Annotated in this window: 12 protein-coding genes; 6 read left to right on the top strand and 6 right to left on the bottom strand. The window is 40.4% G+C overall.

Annotated elements, in window-relative coordinates:
- The first annotated feature begins 3 nt into the window (after positions 1 to 3).
- On the top strand, positions 4 to 3,177 hold the full coding sequence (locus LV92_RS00695) for an efflux RND transporter permease subunit (protein ID WP_111621769.1): 3,174 nt from the start codon (positions 4 to 6) through the stop codon (positions 3,175 to 3,177).
- A gap of 348 nt (positions 3,178 to 3,525) precedes the next feature.
- Here the strand turns inward: LV92_RS00695 and LV92_RS00690 are convergent, their stop codons facing one another.
- The 3 genes from LV92_RS00690 to LV92_RS00680 form a co-directional block, all read right to left on the bottom strand.
- Entirely contained in the window at positions 3,526 to 3,954 is a 429-nt protein-coding gene (locus tag LV92_RS00690; RefSeq protein ID WP_111621768.1) for a response regulator, read from the bottom strand.
- 428 nt (positions 3,955 to 4,382) lie between these two features.
- On the bottom strand, positions 4,383 to 6,620 hold the full coding sequence (locus LV92_RS00685) for a hypothetical protein (RefSeq protein ID WP_211322911.1): 2,238 nt from the start codon (positions 6,618 to 6,620) through the stop codon (positions 4,383 to 4,385).
- 147 nt (positions 6,621 to 6,767) lie between these two features.
- A complete protein-coding gene (locus tag LV92_RS00680) occupies positions 6,768 to 9,173 on the bottom strand; it encodes a transglycosylase domain-containing protein (protein ID WP_111621766.1) in 2,406 nt (801 codons plus the stop codon).
- Positions 9,174 to 9,723: 550 nt separating this feature from the next.
- Here LV92_RS00680 and apaG point away from each other — a divergent pair.
- Positions 9,724 to 10,110, top strand: a complete 387-nt coding sequence (gene apaG / locus LV92_RS00675) for a Co2+/Mg2+ efflux protein ApaG (protein ID WP_072865274.1) — start codon at positions 9,724 to 9,726, stop codon at positions 10,108 to 10,110.
- Between the two features lie 209 nt (positions 10,111 to 10,319).
- Entirely contained in the window at positions 10,320 to 11,948 is a 1,629-nt protein-coding gene (pruA, locus tag LV92_RS00670; RefSeq protein ID WP_111621765.1) for an L-glutamate gamma-semialdehyde dehydrogenase, read from the top strand.
- A gap of 411 nt (positions 11,949 to 12,359) precedes the next feature.
- On the opposite strand, the gene rsmG is transcribed toward pruA, so the two are convergent.
- Complete coding sequence (gene rsmG, locus LV92_RS00665; RefSeq protein ID WP_111621764.1) at positions 12,360 to 12,995, bottom strand: 16S rRNA (guanine(527)-N(7))-methyltransferase RsmG; 636 nt, start codon at positions 12,993 to 12,995, stop codon at positions 12,360 to 12,362.
- 116 nt (positions 12,996 to 13,111) lie between these two features.
- Here rsmG and LV92_RS00660 point away from each other — a divergent pair, with 116 nt between their 5' ends.
- Complete coding sequence (locus LV92_RS00660; protein WP_111621763.1) at positions 13,112 to 14,215, top strand: fatty acid desaturase family protein; 1,104 nt, start codon at positions 13,112 to 13,114, stop codon at positions 14,213 to 14,215.
- A gap of 14 nt (positions 14,216 to 14,229) precedes the next feature.
- Positions 14,230 to 15,414 (top strand): pyridoxal phosphate-dependent aminotransferase, encoded by a 1,185-nt coding sequence (locus tag LV92_RS00655; protein WP_111621762.1) that lies wholly within the window; start codon positions 14,230 to 14,232, stop codon positions 15,412 to 15,414.
- A gap of 70 nt (positions 15,415 to 15,484) precedes the next feature.
- On the opposite strand, the gene LV92_RS00650 is transcribed toward LV92_RS00655, so the two are convergent.
- Positions 15,485 to 16,975 (bottom strand): TrkH family potassium uptake protein, encoded by a 1,491-nt coding sequence (locus tag LV92_RS00650; protein ID WP_111621761.1) that lies wholly within the window; start codon positions 16,973 to 16,975, stop codon positions 15,485 to 15,487.
- Position 16,976: 1 nt separating this feature from the next.
- Positions 16,977 to 18,326, bottom strand: coding sequence for a Trk system potassium transporter TrkA (trkA, locus tag LV92_RS00645; protein ID WP_111621760.1), 1,350 nt, complete (start codon positions 18,324 to 18,326; stop codon positions 16,977 to 16,979).
- Between the two features lie 350 nt (positions 18,327 to 18,676).
- On the opposite strand from trkA, the gene ubiE reads away from it, so the two are divergent.
- Positions 18,677 to 19,405 carry a bifunctional demethylmenaquinone methyltransferase/2-methoxy-6-polyprenyl-1,4-benzoquinol methylase UbiE gene (gene ubiE / locus LV92_RS00640; RefSeq protein ID WP_111622306.1) on the top strand — a complete coding sequence of 243 codons (729 nt, stop codon included), beginning with the start codon at positions 18,677 to 18,679 and terminating at the stop codon, positions 19,403 to 19,405.
- Positions 19,406 to 19,407 lie beyond the last annotated feature (2 nt).

The following is a 19,407-nucleotide window of genomic DNA, read 5'->3' as shown; positions in this document are numbered from 1 at the left end:
ACCATGGACAACAAGGAAAACAAAGAAAATAAAATTCCAAGAAAAGAAGGTGCAATTGCCTATATGGCCAAGAACTCTATTGCCACCAACCTACTTATGTTGGTGCTTCTAGGCGGTGGAATTTTTACCATGTTCAAAATCCAAAAGGAAGTATTTCCGGAATTTCAATTGGATTTTGTAGAAGTTTCTGTGGCCTATCCGGGCGCCTCTCCGGCAGAGGTGGAGCAAGGTATTCTGCAACCCGTAGAGGAAGCCGTTAGGGCAGTTCAGGGAATCAAGGAAATTGCTTCCGAAGCCAGTGAAGGCTCGGGAGAGATTCTTATAGAACTTGTTGCCGGATCGGAACGCATGAAGGCCTTCCAAGATATTGATCAGGCCATTAATCGCATACGTACCTTTCCCGATGATATTGAACAGCCCATTGTTAGCCTACAATCCCGTCAACAGGATGTAATTCAAATCGGATTATATGGCAATTCAGATATTTGGACCTTGCGCCAATTGGCCGAACGCCTGCGCAATATCCTTCTCAGCAATCCCATGATTACCCAGGTGGAACTGGGGAACGTGCCCGATTATGAAACCCGGATCGAAATACCCCGCCACAACCTACAAAAATACAACCTGACCTTAGGACAGGTAGCGGACATAATTCAACAAAGCAGTAATGACGTACCTGCCGGGGCAGTACAGACCCAAAGCGGGGAAATATTGCTACGGATGCAGGAGCGAAAACAATGGGCCAAGGAATATGGGAATATCACTGTGGTCTCCTCTGACTCTGGAGCCAAGGTAACCTTGGAAGATATTGCCACCATCACCGATGGTTTTGAGGAAACCGGATTTCACGGACAATTCAATCAAGAAAACTATGTTGAACTTCGTATTTTCCGAATCGGGAACCAGTCTCCTCTGGAGATTGCCGATGCCGTTGAGGGCATCATGGAAGATTTCCAATTGCCCCCTGGAATCAAATATCGTACGGATAGCAATCGCGCCGCGGACTATCGGGAACGGCTGTCGCTTCTTACAGAAAATGGAATTCTCGCCATCATTATTGTGCTGATTATACTGACCCTATTTTTGGAGTATCGCCTAGCATTCTGGGTAATGATGGGCATGACGGTTTCCTTTGTGGGAGGAATGATATTCCTGCCCCTCATCGGTATCAGCGTAAACATGATTTCCATGTTCGGATTTTTGGTAGTGCTAGGTATTGTAGTGGATGATGCCATTGTGGTAGGGGAAAATGTGTACGAATACCGTCAGAAGGGATTTAGCCCCATCCAGGCCGCCATTGCGGGAACCAAAGATGTTTCCTTGCCTGTCGTCTTTAGTATTGTGACAACTATTATAGCTTTTGTACCCCTCTTATTTATGCCCGGAGAAACTGGAAAATTCTGGCAACCCTTACCTGCGGTGGTGATCGTTATTTTAGGGGTTTCATTACTGGAAGCGCTATTTATTTTACCATCCCATTTGGCTCATCTAAAAAAGGAAACAAATAAGAACAAATGGGTGAAAAAGTTGGAAGGCTGGCAGCGCACTTTTGCCAATGCATTTGACCGTTTTATAGAAAATAAATATCGCCCGCTATTGGACAAATGTTTACAATACCGATATATTACCCTAACAGCTGCCGTTGCACTATTGCTCATTGTGGGAGGCTATGGCTACAGTGGGCATATGGGACTGATCATGATGCCCGAAGTTGCGGCCGACGAAATAGAAGCGGGGGTTCGCTTACCGGTTGGCACAACCCCGGATCAGGCGGCCAAAGTAGCACATGCTATCTCTAACTCCACCCAACGCATGTTCGAGGAACATAATCTTTATGAAGTAGCGGAAGGAATAAAGACCAATGTACGTGGACAGAATTTTATTGACGTTGAGATTGTGATGTTGCCTCCAGACCAAAGGGATATTACAGCTGCCGAGATCATTGCCCTATGGCGTGATAATATTGGGGATATTGAGGGTGTTGACCAAATTACCTTTGAGGCGGAAAGAGGTCCTGGAGGAGCTAGACAGGCCATTAGCATAGACCTCAGCCATTCGGATATAAATGTGTTGGAAAAAGCTAGTGGCGCATTTGTAGAAAGTATGAAAGCTTTTTCCAATACACGTGACGTCACGGACAACTACAATAAGGGAAAAATGCAGTTCGACTTTAAGTTATTGCCGCAAGGCAGAAGCCTTGGACTAACTTCGGACGAGGTAGGGCGACAGGTGCGCGATGGTTTTTTTGGAGCTTTGGCAATGCGGCAGCTGCGGGGAATGAACGAAATTGAAGTACGGGTAAAACTACCGATAGAAGAACGTAAGGATATACAAAACTTGGAAAATTTCTTGATACGTACTCCAGAGGGCATAGAAGTTCCGTTGATGGATGTTGTGGAAGTTGAGCAAAGGGAGGCCTTTAGCAGTATCAACCGCAGGGACGGACGCAGAATAGTCAATGTTGGAATGGACGTTGAACCCGCCAATGCCGTTACCAGGGTCATCGACATGGTACAGGAGGAAACGCTTCCACAATTACGGGCCGATTTTCCTGGGATTACTTGGAGCTTTGAAGGTAGTCAGGCAGATATGAGGGAAAGTACCAACACCCTTAGGGCCGGCTTCGCTATTGCCATGGGTTTAATTTATGTATTGCTGGCCATAGCCTTTCACAGTTATGCGCAACCCTTGATTGTAATGACCGCCATTCCATTTGGTATAGTAGGTGCCGTTATAGGCCACATCTTGCTCGGCTATGACCTCTCATTGGTTAGTTTGATGGGCGTCATAGCATTATCGGGAGTAGTAGTCAATGATTCCCTGATCATGATAGACTATGCCAACAAACGGCGTAAGGAAGGCAACCCTATATACACTTCCATACACGAAGCGGGCCTTAGAAGGTTTAGGCCCATTATGCTAACAACCATGACCACCTTTGGTGGTTTGGCCCCTATTATCCTTGAAACCTCGAGTCAGGCCTATTATTTAATCCCTATGGCAATTTCCTTAGGGTTTGGAATTGTTTTTGCCACAGCCATCATTTTGGTCATCGTACCCTGCTTATACCTAACACTTGAGGATATACGGCTGATAATAGAAAAAGGCAGAACGGTAAGGCAAATGGATGTATCCAAAACCAAAGTCCCAGAAAACAGTGTACTGGTGGATAAATGAAATAACGCCTGTTAATTCCTAAATCCAAACTTAAAAAACATCACATTAATATGGATTTAGTTTGGCCCCGCCCAATAGATAGCCAACCCAAATGGACTACCGCCCTTGTTGTAGGATTTGGGAAATGATGTAAAGACAGATACGATCTCTTTTGAGAATTTACCGTTCTATAGCAAATATATAATGCAAATAAATATAGAGGCCTATGGTAAAGACATATGTTTCCAAAGTGCGTTATGTACTAGACCATCAGCTCTAGGCTATCACAATGCGAAGCATTAGTGTTCTTTAAAGAGAAATTAAAGCCCAATGACCAAATTCCAAAAGCCTACAAAATAAACAAAGCGACTATTTTTCAATTGAAGTGTTTTGCAGTCCCTCGGCCTCTATGGTCTTGAACAGATCAGAAAGAATGGAGTCCGACAATGGCTTTACTATAAAGTCTTTTACTATATCATAGGTATTGGCCTTTTCAATATCCTGATTATCTATTGAAGAGCTCACTATATACACCCTTGGGGTATTCTCAATGGGCAATTTTACAAATTCATCCAAGAATTCCCATCCATCCATTATGGGCATATTTAAATCCAAAAAGATGACATCGGGCAGTTTCTCACCACATCTAGACATTGAAGTTAGATTTTCCAAAGCCTCCTTTCCATCCTCATGAACAATAACAGAGGAACCAAAACTGCTGTTGTAGTTTAATAAAACTTTGGTTCCATAAACAAAAATCGGATCATCATCAATAATGCATACTGTCTCTATCTTCATAACCTTAAAAAGTGTAAAAAGGGCTCATTCAAATCGCTAGTGCACTGTTCTCTCCGAATGATTACATTGGGTTATTACTAAGCCAAAATAATCACAGAAATAATGCCAAGGATTTAACGCTCCTTAGTTGGGTAAGTCTAAATTTTTATAAAGTAATATTTTTCCTATAAATTTTGTTTTTACAAATGTAGGTAAAAAATACAAACCAAAACGGCGTATTTTATTCCAATCACTTGCAATTCAACGGATAAAGCTGCATTTCAAATAATAGTTTACACGATTTGCCTATGGTCGGTATTTACTAATAGGTTTAGGACTCCGGCAAAAGTTAATTAAACTCAATCACTCTCATGGCCAGAAACGTTGAAAAAAATTAGATTTGCTCTAAAACCAATATATCTTACCCCAACATCATTTTTAATGATCTACTACCCCTGAACCCTGTTCAATATATAGCTTTTAACGTTTTTGCCATCCTTTAATTCGTTTAATATCCAGGTATCCTTGTTTTCCCCATCGAGCAATCTCCAATTCTTTTCAGGCTTTGTTAATAGTTTTTTTACATCCCTAGGAAAGGCATTTGCTGCCCTAGCATTTTCCCAAGTTCTGATCACCTTAAATATGGCCTCCTTTTCAGGACAGCTTTCCACATCTTTCTGATTTAAATAGAGACTATAGGTAGTACCTAGCCCTACCGAAATTGCCTGTATATGCTCATAGTGCTCGACAGTGGAATTGGCTTTGATAGGGAAATTTCCACCCATTCCCACGGGAAAATAATTGGCATAGGTTACATCCCTAAGATCTTTGCCCTGGCTTGTTGTACTTCCCCATTCCCTAGTTTCCACATCATATAAATTCTTCCCCCCTCCTACGTTCCAAATACTTTGATAATGCCATGAACCTTCGGATAAGGTAGCGCCCGTAAATCGGATAGAAGGAATTCCATGCATAGCGGCCCTGTCGAACATTTTTCTAAAAAAGCGTTTGGCAGAATAATAACCATGCCCGTTATTGAACAAAAACTCCTGCCCGTCAAAATCGTAATAGCCCAGGCCGTTAATATAACTTACATCGGCATAATACTCTGCAATTTTATCCTGAAGCTGCAAATTGGGTATCAATCCGTCATAGCCGTAATTAATTGTAACCTGTAATTTGCATATAGTATCATTGGTTCTGTGTTCTGCAGGTGTGGTTCCCCAATAGCCCCGTTCTACATTTAAAAGGCGATAGGGTTCCTCTTCCGATACTCCAAGATAATGGATAAGCTCCTTCCCTATTTTTACCATATTCAGGTTTTTGGCATGACCCTCCCAACTGGCAATCTCGTTCAAATACTTGGGATCATCTACAAATATTAGGGTATCTGTTGTGCCAATATTATTTACCAACAAGCGCTTTTGTTGGCAACATAGACTATCACTGGGAATTGGGCTTGCATCCTTGGTCCCCGGGGCCAATGAAGTTGTTATAGGGGTCCTCCCAATCGTAAGCCCGTATTTTGCAGCCATCTTGGCAAACTCCTTATGCGACAAATTACCAGAGGTCAGCTTCAATGGTTGCTTTTGGAAATCCTTCCCGTCTATATATCCATCGTTACCGCGATCTGGACGCAAAAAGCTCTGATCGTACAGACTGATCGCCTTAAAGCCCAATCTGGAGGTATAGGATATAATACTATCGTAAAGACCTCCACTGGTAATGGCGTCCGGAACATAGGCAGTAGGGTCTTTTACCCATTTTCCATCTATGGTGGGATAGGGAAGTCCTTCATTCAAAACAATATCCTGAATTACGTTCATCAAGGCCGTGCTATCCGGACTGCCCCATAAGGCTACCGAAGACCCAATATAATCAACACCAGGCACAGGTTCAACTTGCAAATGATTGGGCGTATTTGCCTCCATATTGGGTATCAGCGAAAAATAGACCTCTCTTTTTTTTGTTCTGTCCCTTGAATTGTAGGTGATAGAGATCCTTCCCTTATTATCAATTTCGGCAGCATTGCCATACAAAATCCTATAATAAGGTTCCTTGTGGGCATAAAAAGCTACATCACTAATTCCGTTGCCGCCCAAGGTAAAAATTTGCCCTTCATGTAGGTCATCCGGTAATGGATATTGGATAGTATCTGGAGAGTGGATAACATATTGAAAAGGTGCTGCGTCTCCAATAGTCCTGGAGGTGCCGCCCAAGGTATTGTCATCCAAGGCAAGCATCCCGATGGCATAATTAACGGTTTCACTGGTATCCCGGGCCACTCCAATGATTTCCCCAAAAAGATTGGTAATATTGGTATGGATGGATCCCCATTGCACACCTTCAATATCTTCCCGATTGGTCAAGGAAACAAGGGTAAATTTTAGATACTTGTCCTTCGGCTCAACTCTGATTTCAGCCTTGGAATTGTTGGGAAAGACAAGCTCTATAAGGCTATGTGACTTGTTAAATTCAGCACTCAGCGGACGGTACAAAGTGTCTAGCTTGCTATTATACAAAGTCAATAATGGAGAGGGCCTATCAGAAGGACTCAACTCCCTTGGCTGAGGCTTTGTAAGGTCTTTAATGCTATAAATAAAGCCCTTTTCATTTATACTTATTTTCAAATAATTAGTGCCAAAACTGGTTTTTGAACTTTGGGAACAACCAAGTACTAAAACCATTGTTAGCATGAGAAAAGTTCTACCTCTATTTCTTTTGAAATAATGAGCTATATAAACAATTGTATTTATCAATTTGTATACTATTTATGATTAAAAAGGTTTCTTTTTACCATTGCTAAAAGCAAATCCTAGATTGTAGCTACATCTCTAATCAACATTTGTTTTGGAAATATCGATATCGATTGTAAGACTATCCTTTGATATGGAATCCAAGGGTATTTCGCCAGGAAAAATTCCTTGTACGCTATCAATTGCTATGGGCTTATCTTTTAGTATGGCAAGGGTATCCTTAATTCGCAATTCCTGTAAATAGGTAGAATCTGACTGAGCCAGCTCAAAAGCCTCCGTTGCATTGGATTCCACAAAAGGCCTACAGGGAAAATAATCAAAATCGTACACAAAATTGGTGAGCAAAGGTCTTTTCCAATAGCTCAAATTTTTAAATATGGAGGCTACAATTGGCAAAGCAGTATTGGCTCCAGATCCCATACTCGTAGACGAAAATTGTACCCGTTTATCAAAGGTGCCCACCCAAGAACCGACAACCAGCTCGGGGGAACAACCAATAAACCAGCCATCGTTATTATTCTGGGTGGTTCCCGTCTTTCCAATAATATTGAAGGGAATCTCATAGCCCAACAAACGCGACCCAGTGCCATCCCTAATAACACCATCCATCATTTTTTGCAAGGCCTTAATATTCTCGCTGCTCGCCACACTTCCTTCGTACCGAGGTTTTGCTTCGAATAAAACATTGCCCTGTTCATCTTCTATGCGGTCAATGGCATAGGGTTTTATTCTGTTTCCTCCATTGGAAATACTGGCATAGGCAGTTACCATTTCCAACAAACTGATATCGGCCGTGCCCAATACGATGGAGGGCACATTCGGAAGTTCCGATTCTATTCCCATTTTCTTTGCCTGGTCCAAGACCTTATCCGTTCCCGTCCTCAGTTGCAGGGTCACCGAAACCGTATTTATGGAATTTGCCAAGGCACCATGCATGGCATAACTGCCCCCGTACTTATTATTCGAATTTCGCGGTCTCCAATCCTCATATTTGGAATATGTTATTAAATTGTTGTCGTAATAGTTACAGGGATCCTCCCCCGCCTGCAAAGCTGCCAAATAGGTAATAGGCTTAAAAGTAGAGCCTACCTGCCTTGGCGTAACAACATTGTCTATTTGGCTAAATCCGTAATCGATACCGCCTACATAGCCCATTATCCTACCAGAATTACTACTGAGCGCTATGACTCCGGCATGTAATCTATTGATACTTTTCGCGATAGAATCTTCCAACGACTGCATTTGCTCTTCATACCCCTTACCGATTACCCAATATTTTCTTTTCCGCTTTTCCTTGACAAAGGCTGCTATTTCCGCCTCGGTCCTACCCCCTTGTCGCATTTGCTGTAATTCCCTATTTTGATCCATCAATTTTTGAAGTAGCGCCTCCCTACCTCCCTCTGTGGTTGCCGCTGCCCAATAGGTATCCATAAGTTTCTGAAGATTGTCCGCCTGTCTGTGGAGGGCTGCTTCCGCATATTTCTGTATGTTGGTATTTAAAGTGGTATAAATATTTAACCCGTCCGCCTCCAAATCGTAAGTATGCCCGTCAGGAGCAGGATTATCTTCGGCCCATAGGGCAAACTCCGCTGCTACATAATCTTTGAAGTATGCAGAAAAGGAAGATACCTTTTTAGGAGTCTGATAATCCAATTTCAAGGGAGCTTGGGACTCTTCAAAAGTTTCAGGGGTAATATAATCGTATTTAAGCATTTGGGATAGCACCACATTCCGTCTCTGTTCTGCCCTTTCCGGAAAATTTCTTGGATTATAATAGGACGGGGCCTTAAGGAGCCCCACCAAAGTGGCGCTTTCGGGCAAGGTCAATTGTTCTGGCGCCTTATTAAAAAAACGAAATGCCGCCTTTTCGATTCCATAGATATTTTCCCCAAAAGAAACTGTATTAAAGTACAGCAATATAATATCCTCCTTATCGTAGATACTTTCCAACCTTCTGGCAATGAATATCTCCCTAATTTTATTGATAGGCGTAGAAAGGAAGAACTGTTGCTCCCTACCGAACAAATTTTTGGCCACCTGTTGGGTAATGGTACTACCACCACCTGCATTTTGTTGCAAAATGATAGATTTTATCAATACCCTTGCATAACTCTTGTAGTCTATCCCCCTATGCTCATAAAACCGCGAATCTTCCGTTGCTACAAGTGCCTGCATTAGGGCAGGTTTTATTTGCGAACTATCTGCATTGGATCTGTTTTGAAGATAATAATACCCTATTGGCTCTTTATTGGAGGCATAGATTGTAGAGGTAACAGGGTTTTTTAGGGTTTTTAAATAGGCTTTGCTCGGTAATTTCCCAAAAGCACCTAGGTAAATAACCAGAAAAAGTAAAAACAGGCTACAAAAACCGGCAATAGCCGCAAATAGCAATGATTTAAAGGGATGCTGCCTAACATAGACTATAAATCTACGGAACCTTGACCAAGTTTGTGCCAAAACACTTTTTACACCTTCAATTATCATAATACCTTTTGACAAATTTCCACAATTAAAAATCGATTACAAATAAAAATAATCCAATATTCATTAATTGCTGCCTTTTTCACCTTAAATAAATTTGAGTGAGATTACATACATTAGTATCCGAGTGAACCGATAGTTGCAAAATCTTAACGTATAATTGAAACTTATAATATAGTTTGGGAAGCAGCACAAAATTTCATCAATTGCTTTGGACTGTGGTGCAGAAATCGATTGTATTGACTTATAGCAGAAATAATTATAATTACACCGATTATATCTGTATTAACTTTTATAATTTGTAGTTGTTGTTTATCTTGCTGACTAATTGCTTTTTAAAGGTCCCTAATTCATTTTAAAAGAATTATAATTTTAAGATAAATTGTAACATTTGCGTTTTATCTTTGTAAAACAATGTGGAATTCCTTTGAGCAAGGTAGATTGATAACCGCATTAAATACATATCTGAAAATACTGTATTTTTTGTTTTGATGGCACTATAGATTTTAGTGCTTACAATGGGAAGTTTATTTACATATTAGAATCCGATCTTATGATAACACAGGTAACAAAAGGCATTAAAATTTCGGTAAACACCAGTTTTGAAGGAACTTTTTTCAAGAACTACAAAATGCATTTTGCTTTCGGCTATACCATAACCATAGAAAACCAAAGCAAGGATTCGGTTCAACTAACATCTCGTCATTGGCAGATTTATGATTCCTTGAACGAATTGGAAGTATTGGACGGCGAAGGGGTAATTGGCAAAAAGCCGGTTATTAAACCTGGAGAATCCCATACTTACAGTTCAGGATGCCTATTGGCTTCCACCATTGGGGCCATGAAGGGCCATTACAATATGGTAGGAATAAATAATTCCGAGAAATTCAGGGTATACATTCCCACATTTAAGTTTAGTGCCCCATTTGCACTAAATTAAATTTCAAACCCTTCTTTTTTACTCATATTTCCATTATGTTATTTTATGGAAAATGCTGTGCGTTGTAACACAACAACAGTTACTTCCATTCCTTTCACTTAAAATTGGAATTCTTTCCCCATATTCCAAAATTCACATAGCACTTAGCTTTATTTTCGCTAATGCATTTAGTACCTTTGCCGTGAATTTGAACTTAAAAAAAAATTATCATGGGCAAAGGATTTTTTCAAGTCCCCACGGCATATAACGAACCTATTAAAAGTTATGCCCCCGGCACTGCAGAGCGGGAAGAAGTACTAAAACAATACAGTGCATATTTCAATGGCAACGCAGACATTCCAATGTACATTAGCGGAAAAGATATAAAAACTGGAAACACCAGAACTATCTCCCCTCCCCACGACCATCAACACATAGTTGGCCAATACCATACTGCCAGTAAGGAAGATGTGTCCAATGCCGTATCCAACGCTTTAGAAGCTAGGAAACAATGGGCAGATCTGGCATGGGAACAACGTGCTGCCATATTCCTAAAGGCTGCTGAATTGATATCGGGTCCATATAGGGCAAAAATCAACGCCGCAACTATGATTGCGCAGTCAAAAAATATACATCAGGCCGAGATTGATGCTGCCTGTGAACTTATAGATTTCCTTCGTTTCAATGTGGAATACATGTCACAGATCTATGAGGAACAACCAGATTCTGCGGAAGGTATTTGGAATAGGGTGGAATACCGTCCTTTAGAGGGTTTCATCTACGCCATAACCCCATTTAATTTCACTGCAATTGCCGGAAACCTTCCTGCAAGTGCGGCAATGATGGGAAATGTGGTATTGTGGAAGCCCAGCGACAGTCAGGTGTTTTCCGCTAAGGTAATCGTGGATATCTTTAAGGAAGCCGGTTTACCCGATGGCGTTATAAATGTAGTTTACGGAGATCCTGTAATGATTACAAAAGTAGCTTTGGACAGTCCGGATTTTGCCGGAATCCACTACACTGGATCCACGCATGTATTTAAAGAATTGTGGAAGCAGATCGGAAACAATATCCACAAATACAAAACCTATCCTAGGATTGTTGGCGAAACTGGGGGCAAGGATTTTATTATTGCCCATCCTACCGCCAACCCAAAACAGGTTGCGACTGCCATTGTAAGGGGAGCTTTCGAATTCCAAGGCCAGAAATGTAGTGCTGCCTCTAGGGTTTATCTTCCAAAATCCATATCCAAAGAAATATTGGATTATGTAAAAACAGATGTGGAATCGTTTAACAAACCAGGTTCCCCCGAGGATATGGGCAACTTTATTACAGCCGTTATCCATGAAGCTTCTTTTGACAAATTGGCCAAATACATAGACCAGGCCAAAAAGGACAAGAATGCTGAAATTTATGTGGGCGGAAATTATGACAAATCCAAGGGCTACTTCATAGAGCCTACAGTAATTGTTACCACCGACCCACAATACACCACCATGGAAACCGAACTTTTCGGCCCTGTGGTCACCATTTATGTGTATGAGGACAAGGATTGGTCCAAAACGCTTACATTGGTAGATAGCACCTCCGAATACGCACTTACCGGTGCCGTACTCTCTGGAGATCGTTATTCTATTGCCGAAGCAACCAAAGCATTACAGAACTGTGCGGGCAACTTTTATATTAACGACAAACCAACTGGTGCCGTTGTAGGACAGCAACCATTTGGTGGTGCACGAGCTTCTGGCACCAACGACAAGGCCGGTTCTGCACAAAATCTTTTGCGTTGGGTATCCCCCAGACTAATAAAGGAAACTTTTGTTACTCCAGTAGATTATAGATACCCGTTTTTGGGATAAGGAAAAAACTATAATGCCAAGGCCCGTATTTGCTTTCTGCAGATACGGGCCTTTCCTATTATAAAGTTTAATGCATCCTTTAGAAAACCGCAGGGCCCTAAGTTTGTATTGTGAAATCTATTATTTGGACCTACCAAAACCATTAAATTCGGAATAATCCAGGGCGTAAGGATAGATTTAACATAAAATAAACCAACTTTTTCACAATTATAATGTAAATTTAACGTTAACTTATTGTAAATTTATAGTCAATTTAAAGTTAACTCTAAAGCCCAAAGTCATGAAAGAAAGTATCGAAAACACAACTCCGAAAAAAACGAAAAGTTTTTCATTTAGGAATATCCCCAATTACATTAAGGCATACGCCAAAACTTGTAGGGAGTCTTATTACCACATGTTAAGTTTATAGAATTAGCCCTTAAATTTTACTGGTAAGTACACCAACTTTTTGGTTTCGAAGAATTCCTCTTCAAAAATTTCTGAAAGATTATATATTTCCACCGTACGGTATTCCTTTAATTCCTCTTCCAAATCCCCTCCCTTTAAGTATAGGATTCCATTTTTACGGTCGTGTTCGGATTTCTTTTTTATTTTGCCTTTTACCCAATGTGTAAAGGTAGGCATTGCCGCTACTGCCCTACTTACGATAAAATCGAACTGCCCTTTAACTTCTTCCACTCTTGAATTAACCGCAGTGACATTTTCAATTTCCAGTCCCGCCACAACTTCCTGAACTACTTTGATTTTTTTTCCAATGGCATCAACTAGTGTAAAATGGGTCTCTGGAAATAAAATGGCCAAGGGAATACCAGGAAAACCCCCTCCGGTTCCTACATCCAAGACTTCCGCCCCTGGGTTAAATTTTTGAAATTTGGCTATTGCCAATGAGTGTAGCACATGACGCAAATACAGCTCATCTATATCCTTTCTGGAAACTACATTTATCTTTATGTTCCAATCCTGATACAAATGTTGCAATTTTTCAAATTGCTGTTTCTGCAAATCCGTTAAATCTGGAAAATATTTATAAATGATTGTGTAGTCCATTATGATTCGTTAAATTTTTGCAAAAATAGCACTTTAATGGGCATGGCCTAAGTTTTAACAAAGCAGTTATACATAATTTGGGCACGATTTGCCGTATATTTACAAAAAATTAAATCATGGATAATAAACCCATAAGATTTTCAAGAAAAGACTCTGCACAGTTTTTCAAAACCCTAAATAAGCGCGTTAATGATTATTTCAAGGAAAACAACCTTAAAAAGACGGGGAACTGGAAATTGCATTTAAAAACCGCAGTAATGTTTGCCTTGTTTTTGGCACCCTATTTTCTAATTCTAACCCTAGGACTTCCAAATTGGGCCAATTTATTGCTGACCATTACCATGGGAGTGGGCATGGCCGGAGTTGGGATGAATGTAATGCACGACGGTAACCACGGTTCCTATTCCAATAAAAAATGGGTAAACAAACTCATGGGAGGAAGTATCTACATCCTTGCTGGTAACGTATACAACTGGCAGGTACAACACAATGTGCTGCACCATACCTACACCAATATACATGAACACGATGAAGATTTGGAAGCTGGAAGGATCCTAAGGTTTTCAAAGCATGCCAAATGGCACAGATTCCATAAATTTCAGCATTTTTACTCCATACTCCTATATGGCCTTCTCACATTTAACTGGGCTATAACAACAGATTTTCAGCAAATGTACCGCTATACCAAAAGAAAATTGGCTTATGGCAAGTTCCCAAATCCGTTTATGAACTGGAGTATGCTGGTAGTAACCAAACTAATATATATAACCGTTTGGATCATAGTACCTATGGTATTTCTAGATATTGCCTGGTGGAAAATTCTTTTAGGATTTTTCATAATGCATTATGTTGCAGGAGTAATTCTGAGCGTAGTTTTTCAATTGGCACATGTTGTGGACGAAGCGGAAACGCCACTTCCCGAAAAGGATGGTACCATGAAAAATACTTGGGCCATTCATCAATTGTTCACCACTGTAAACTTTGGCACCAAAAACCGTATAGTAAACTGGTTTACAGGAGGCTTAAACCATCAAGTGGAACATCATATTTTCCCAAATATTAGTCATATACATTACACAAAAATTGCCAAAATTGTTAAAGAGACTGCAAATGAGTTTAATTTGCCATACAACGAATATAAAACTACAAGAAAAGCTATAATTTCGCACTTCAAACATCTGAAGGAACTGGGCAAAAAACCCAAATTACAATATCAGTAAATTATAACATAAAAATGAAGAACCATTTATCCGATAGGATCAATTCCATGTCCACCTCGGCCACATTGGCTATGGCCGCTAAAGCCAGAGAATTAAAAAATGAAGGTAAAGATATCATTGGCTTAAGTCTTGGGGAACCCGACTTTAACATCCCTGATTTCATCAAGGAAGCCGCCAAAGAGGCCATCGACCAAAATTACAGCAGCTATTCCCCTGTGGATGGTTATGCCGATTTAAAGCAAGCCATTGCCAATAAATTTAAAAGGGACAATGGACTTACTTATGGCCTTAACCAGATTGTAGTCTCTACAGGAGCAAAACAATCCTTGGCAAATATTGCGATGGTAATGCTCAATGATGGTGACGAGGTTATTCTTCCAGCGCCTTATTGGGTAAGTTATAGCGATATCGTTAAATTGGCCCAAGGTGTGCCCGTAGAAGTACCTACCAGCATTGACACCGATTTTAAGATGACACCGGAACAATTGGAGAAAGCTATTACTCCGAAAACCAAAATGATGTGGTTCAGTTCCCCATGTAATCCAAGTGGATCTGTTTACAACAAGGAAGAGCTGGAAGGTTTAGCCAAAGTATTGAGAAAGTATCCCAACATTTTTGTGGTATCCGATGAAATATATGAACACATCAATTTCAGGGGAGGTCACGTAAGCATTGCCAATATTGAAGGCATGTACGACCGCACTATTACGGTAAACGGTGTCTCCAAGGCATTTGCAATGACTGGATGGCGTATTGGATATATCGGTGGTCCAGATTGGATTGCCAAGGCCTGTAATAAATTTCAGGGCCAGATTACCAGTGGCGCTAATTCTATTGCACAACGCGCAACCATAGCTGCCCTTGATGCGCCAATATCCTCCATTAAATTTATGATCGACGAATTCCATAAGAGACGCGATCTTGTTTTGGAACTTTTGGGAGAAATAAAAGGATTTAACCTTAATGTCCCTGAAGGAGCATTTTATGTATTTCCTGATATCTCCAGCTTCTTTGGAAAAACAATTAACGGAACATTGATCAATAATGCTTCTGATTTTGCTCTGTACCTTTTGGAAAAGGCAAATGTAGCTACCGTAACCGGTGAAGCTTTTGGAAATGATAATTGCATACGTATTTCCTACGCTGCTTCAGAACAGGAACTAAGGGAAGCAATGGCCAGAATAAAGTCAGTCTTATAATACAGACTTTAGTTATAAAAAAAATGGACGTCCTAACAGACGTCCATTTTTTTTACTTTTTTTTAATTTTCTAAGTACGTTTCCAAAAATAAGGCGAAAATAGGATCAATACCGTAAATAGTTCCAACCTGCCCAAAAGCATTAGAAATCCACACCACCATTTCCCCAAGGCCGGAAGGCTATTAAAATTGACCAACGGATTTAACGTACCCAAGGCAGGACCTACATTCCCCAAAGAAGATGCGGCACCTCCAACTGCACTTTCAAAGTCCAGTCCAAGCGCACCGAGCACCAAGGACCCTATAATAAACAACAACATATAGAGCACAAAGAAGGCAATTATATTATATACAATATTTTCGGGCACAGTCTTGTTGTTATACCTAACTGGAATAATGGCATTGGTATGCAGTGTACGCTTAAACTCCAACAGACCATTCTTAATAATAAGCAAGTGCCTCATCACCTTGATACCTCCTGCTGTTGAGCCGGCAGAGCCTCCAAGGAAAAACAGTCCAAAAAAGAATATGGTCAAAAAAGGTGTCCAAGAAGTAAAATCGGCCGTAACAAAACCTGTGGTCGTAATAACCGAGACCACTTGAAACAGGGTATGTCTAAAGGCGCTTTCCACCTCTCCCAATACCATGGGATGAAAATCGGACACCTGCACATTGGCCTGAAAATAAACTACCAAACTTGCTACTATGGTAAAGCAAAAAATAAAAATGGAATAGAATTTAAATTCCTCATCCATTATCACTTTTTGTACCTTGCCCTTAAATGCATAATAGCTGAGTACAAAATTGCTACCGGCCAAAAACATGAACAAAATAACAATGTATTGTATCAAAGGTTGATCGTTCCAATAAGCCATACTGGCGTTTTTGGTAGAAAAACCTCCAGTGGAAAGGGTTGCCAAAGAATGGTTTACAGCATCAAAAAAGGACATTCCGGCCAATTTCAACAATAAGGTTTCGGCCACAGTATAGCTAAAGTAAATTAACCAAAGTCGCTTGGCTGTATCAGTAATCCTAGGATGTAATTTGTCCCCGCTTGGCCCTGGAGCCTCAGCGGCAAACAATTGCATTCCCCCAATACCCAATAGTGGCAAAATAGCAATAGCAAGTACTATAATCCCCATCCCACCTATCCAATGGGTTAAACTTCTCCACAATAGGATACCTTCCGGCAAAGCCTCTATATCATCCACTACCGAGGCACCAGTAGTAGTATAACCGGACATGGTCTCAAAAAAGGCGTTGGTGACGTCCGGAATGGCCCCCGAAAAAAGATAGGGCAACATCCCCGAAGCGGACATGACCAACCAACCAAAAGTAACAATGATGTATCCTTCCTTTCGTTTAACCTCTTTTTTGTGGTTTCGCGTATAGAACATGGCCAAAACACCTACCAGCATTGTAACCACTGCCGCAAGGGTAATATCCAAAGTAGCCCCATCGTCATAGACTCCACTTACCACTGCAGCCAAAATCATAAAAAAACCATTACAAAGTAATAGCAATCCCATGAGGTGAATGATAATTTTCGAATTTAGGCCCATACTAAAGGAATAGCTTTTCAATTTTTGGAATGGCACTTGGCAAACAACACACCACTACCCTATCGCCCTCTGTAATTCTAAATCCCCCTAAGGCAATAATCCCTTGATTATCACGGATTACCCCACCAATGGTTGCCTCCCTGGGAAATTCAAGCTCCCTAATTATTTGCCCGTTTACCTGGGATGTTGGCTTAACAATAAATTCCAAAATCTCTGCATTTAAATTATTCAGCCGGGTCATCGCCACTATTTCCCCTTTCCGGATATGCCTGAAGATATTATTAGCAGCTAGCAGCTTTTTATTGAGCAGGGTATCTATCCCTATGGAATGGGATAATTGAAAATAATCCATGTTCTCCACTAGGGCAATTGTCTTTTTAACATTCTTGGATTTGGCCACCAAGCAAGACATTATATTCGTTTCAGAATTTCCGGTGACAGCTACGAAAGCATCCATGGCCTCAAGATTTTCCTCCTCCAGCAGTTCTACATTTCTACCATCGCCATTAATGATAAGGGCATTGGGCAGTTCATCCGCCAAATCGAAAGCCTTTTCCTTATTTTTTTCTATAAGTTTAACATTGAACTTATTTCTGCAAAGATCCCTCGCGGTTTTAAAACCCACCTTACTGCCACCAAGTATCATTACGTTTTTGATTTCCTTTTTTTCCTTCCCGGTGAGTTTGTACAGTTCATCCAACCCCTCTCTGGAAGTTATAAAGTACACCTGATCATTATCCTTAAAAACAGTATCTCCCCTAGGCACTATGGTGTATTGGGTACCCATCCTTTGAATGGCTATGGGCATAAAATGTAACTCAGAAAATATCTTTGCGGCCTCCTTTACAGTCTTTCCTACAAAAGGTGCGGTACTTGGTAAGGACACGCCCACCATGATCAAAAGGCCCTCCTCAAATTCGTAGGTATTATTAAAAGCGGATTGATTCAACAAAAGTTGAATTTCGGTAGCAGCCAAAGCCTCTGGAGAAATAAGCTCATCGATTCCCAAGTCGGGAAATCTAATAGCCTCTTTATTGTGAATAAACTCAGCGTTGGAAATACGGGCTATGGTTCGCTTACATCCCAATTGTTTTGCCAACATACACAAGGTAATATTGGTGGTCTCCGAAGAGGTTACTCCAATAACCAGGTCGGATTTCTCTACCTGGGCATCCTTTAAAATGGCAATGGAAGTAGCGTCTCCCCTAAGTACCCTAATATCCAAATGACTGTCCGCATAAGATAAACTATCCTTATTAGTGTCTATAAGAGTAATATCCTGGGATTCATAGGACAGTAATTTAGCCAAATGAAAACCTACTTCACCAGCCCCTGCAATAATAATTTTCATCTGTTATATAAATTGTTTTTCATCAACCGAAGTACACAATATTTAATGGTCAATCCCGTGTTGTTATAGTTTTACATCCTAAGTCTACTAAATTTAATTATAAACCAAATCTATTTCCTTTGTATAACTCCTTTTCGAATTCCGAATTAAATCCATTTTTCCCAAATAGGAAAGAAGCTTGCTAAAGCATATTTCGATTAAAATCTGAATGTAAACACGACAAAATTACATAATTAAATTGGGTTGTATTCTAAAATATGCCAGTTAAACAGATAGAGGTCAGCTCTTATTGATAAATTAGAAGTATAACTTTAGGTCTATATAGTATCTTTACCAAAAATTTAATGATTATGGATAAAAAGGTGACTCCTTATAAAGATTCAACGCTAGGCAAAAAGGAACAGGTTACAAAAATGTTCGATACTATTTCCGGAAATTACGATGGACTTAATAGGGTTATATCTTTTGGAATAGATATTAAATGGCGAAAGCGCGTAGTATCCATAGTCTCCGAAAAAAATCCCAACAAAATTTTGGACATAGCTACCGGAACTGGCGACTTGGCCATTAACATGATTAAAACAGGGGCCAAAGAGATTATCGGTTTGGATATCTCTCCCGGAATGTTGGAAGTTGGCAAAAGAAAAATTTCGGAAAAAAATCTAGGGGGCATTATCAAGATGATTGTTGGAGACAGTGAAAATCTGCCTTTCGAAGCCAACTCCTTTGATGCCATTACGGTCGCCTTTGGTGTAAGGAATTTCGAAAATCTCGAAAAAGGACTCAAGGAAATATATCGGGTCCTAAAACCTGGAGGTTCTTTTGTAGTACTCGAAACCTCTATTCCCACTAAAACACCCTATAAACAAGGTTATAAATTATATACCAAATTCATCCTGCCAGCCATTGGAAAGTTATTTTCCAAAGATCGCAGTGCCTATGCCTATTTATCCGAATCCGCAGCTGCCTTTCCCCATGGAAAAGAGTTCAACAATATTTTGGCCAAAATTGGGTTTATAGGTATAGACAATAGACCCCAAACATTTGGGGTTGCCTCTATTTACGTAGCTACAAAGTAAAA

The sequence above is a fragment of the Arenibacter echinorum genome (assembly GCF_003259375.1).
GTDB classification, from domain to species: domain Bacteria; phylum Bacteroidota; class Bacteroidia; order Flavobacteriales; family Flavobacteriaceae; genus Arenibacter; species Arenibacter echinorum.
Note: the sequence above shows the minus strand (reverse complement) of the source record. Positions and strands in the feature narration are given on the sequence as shown.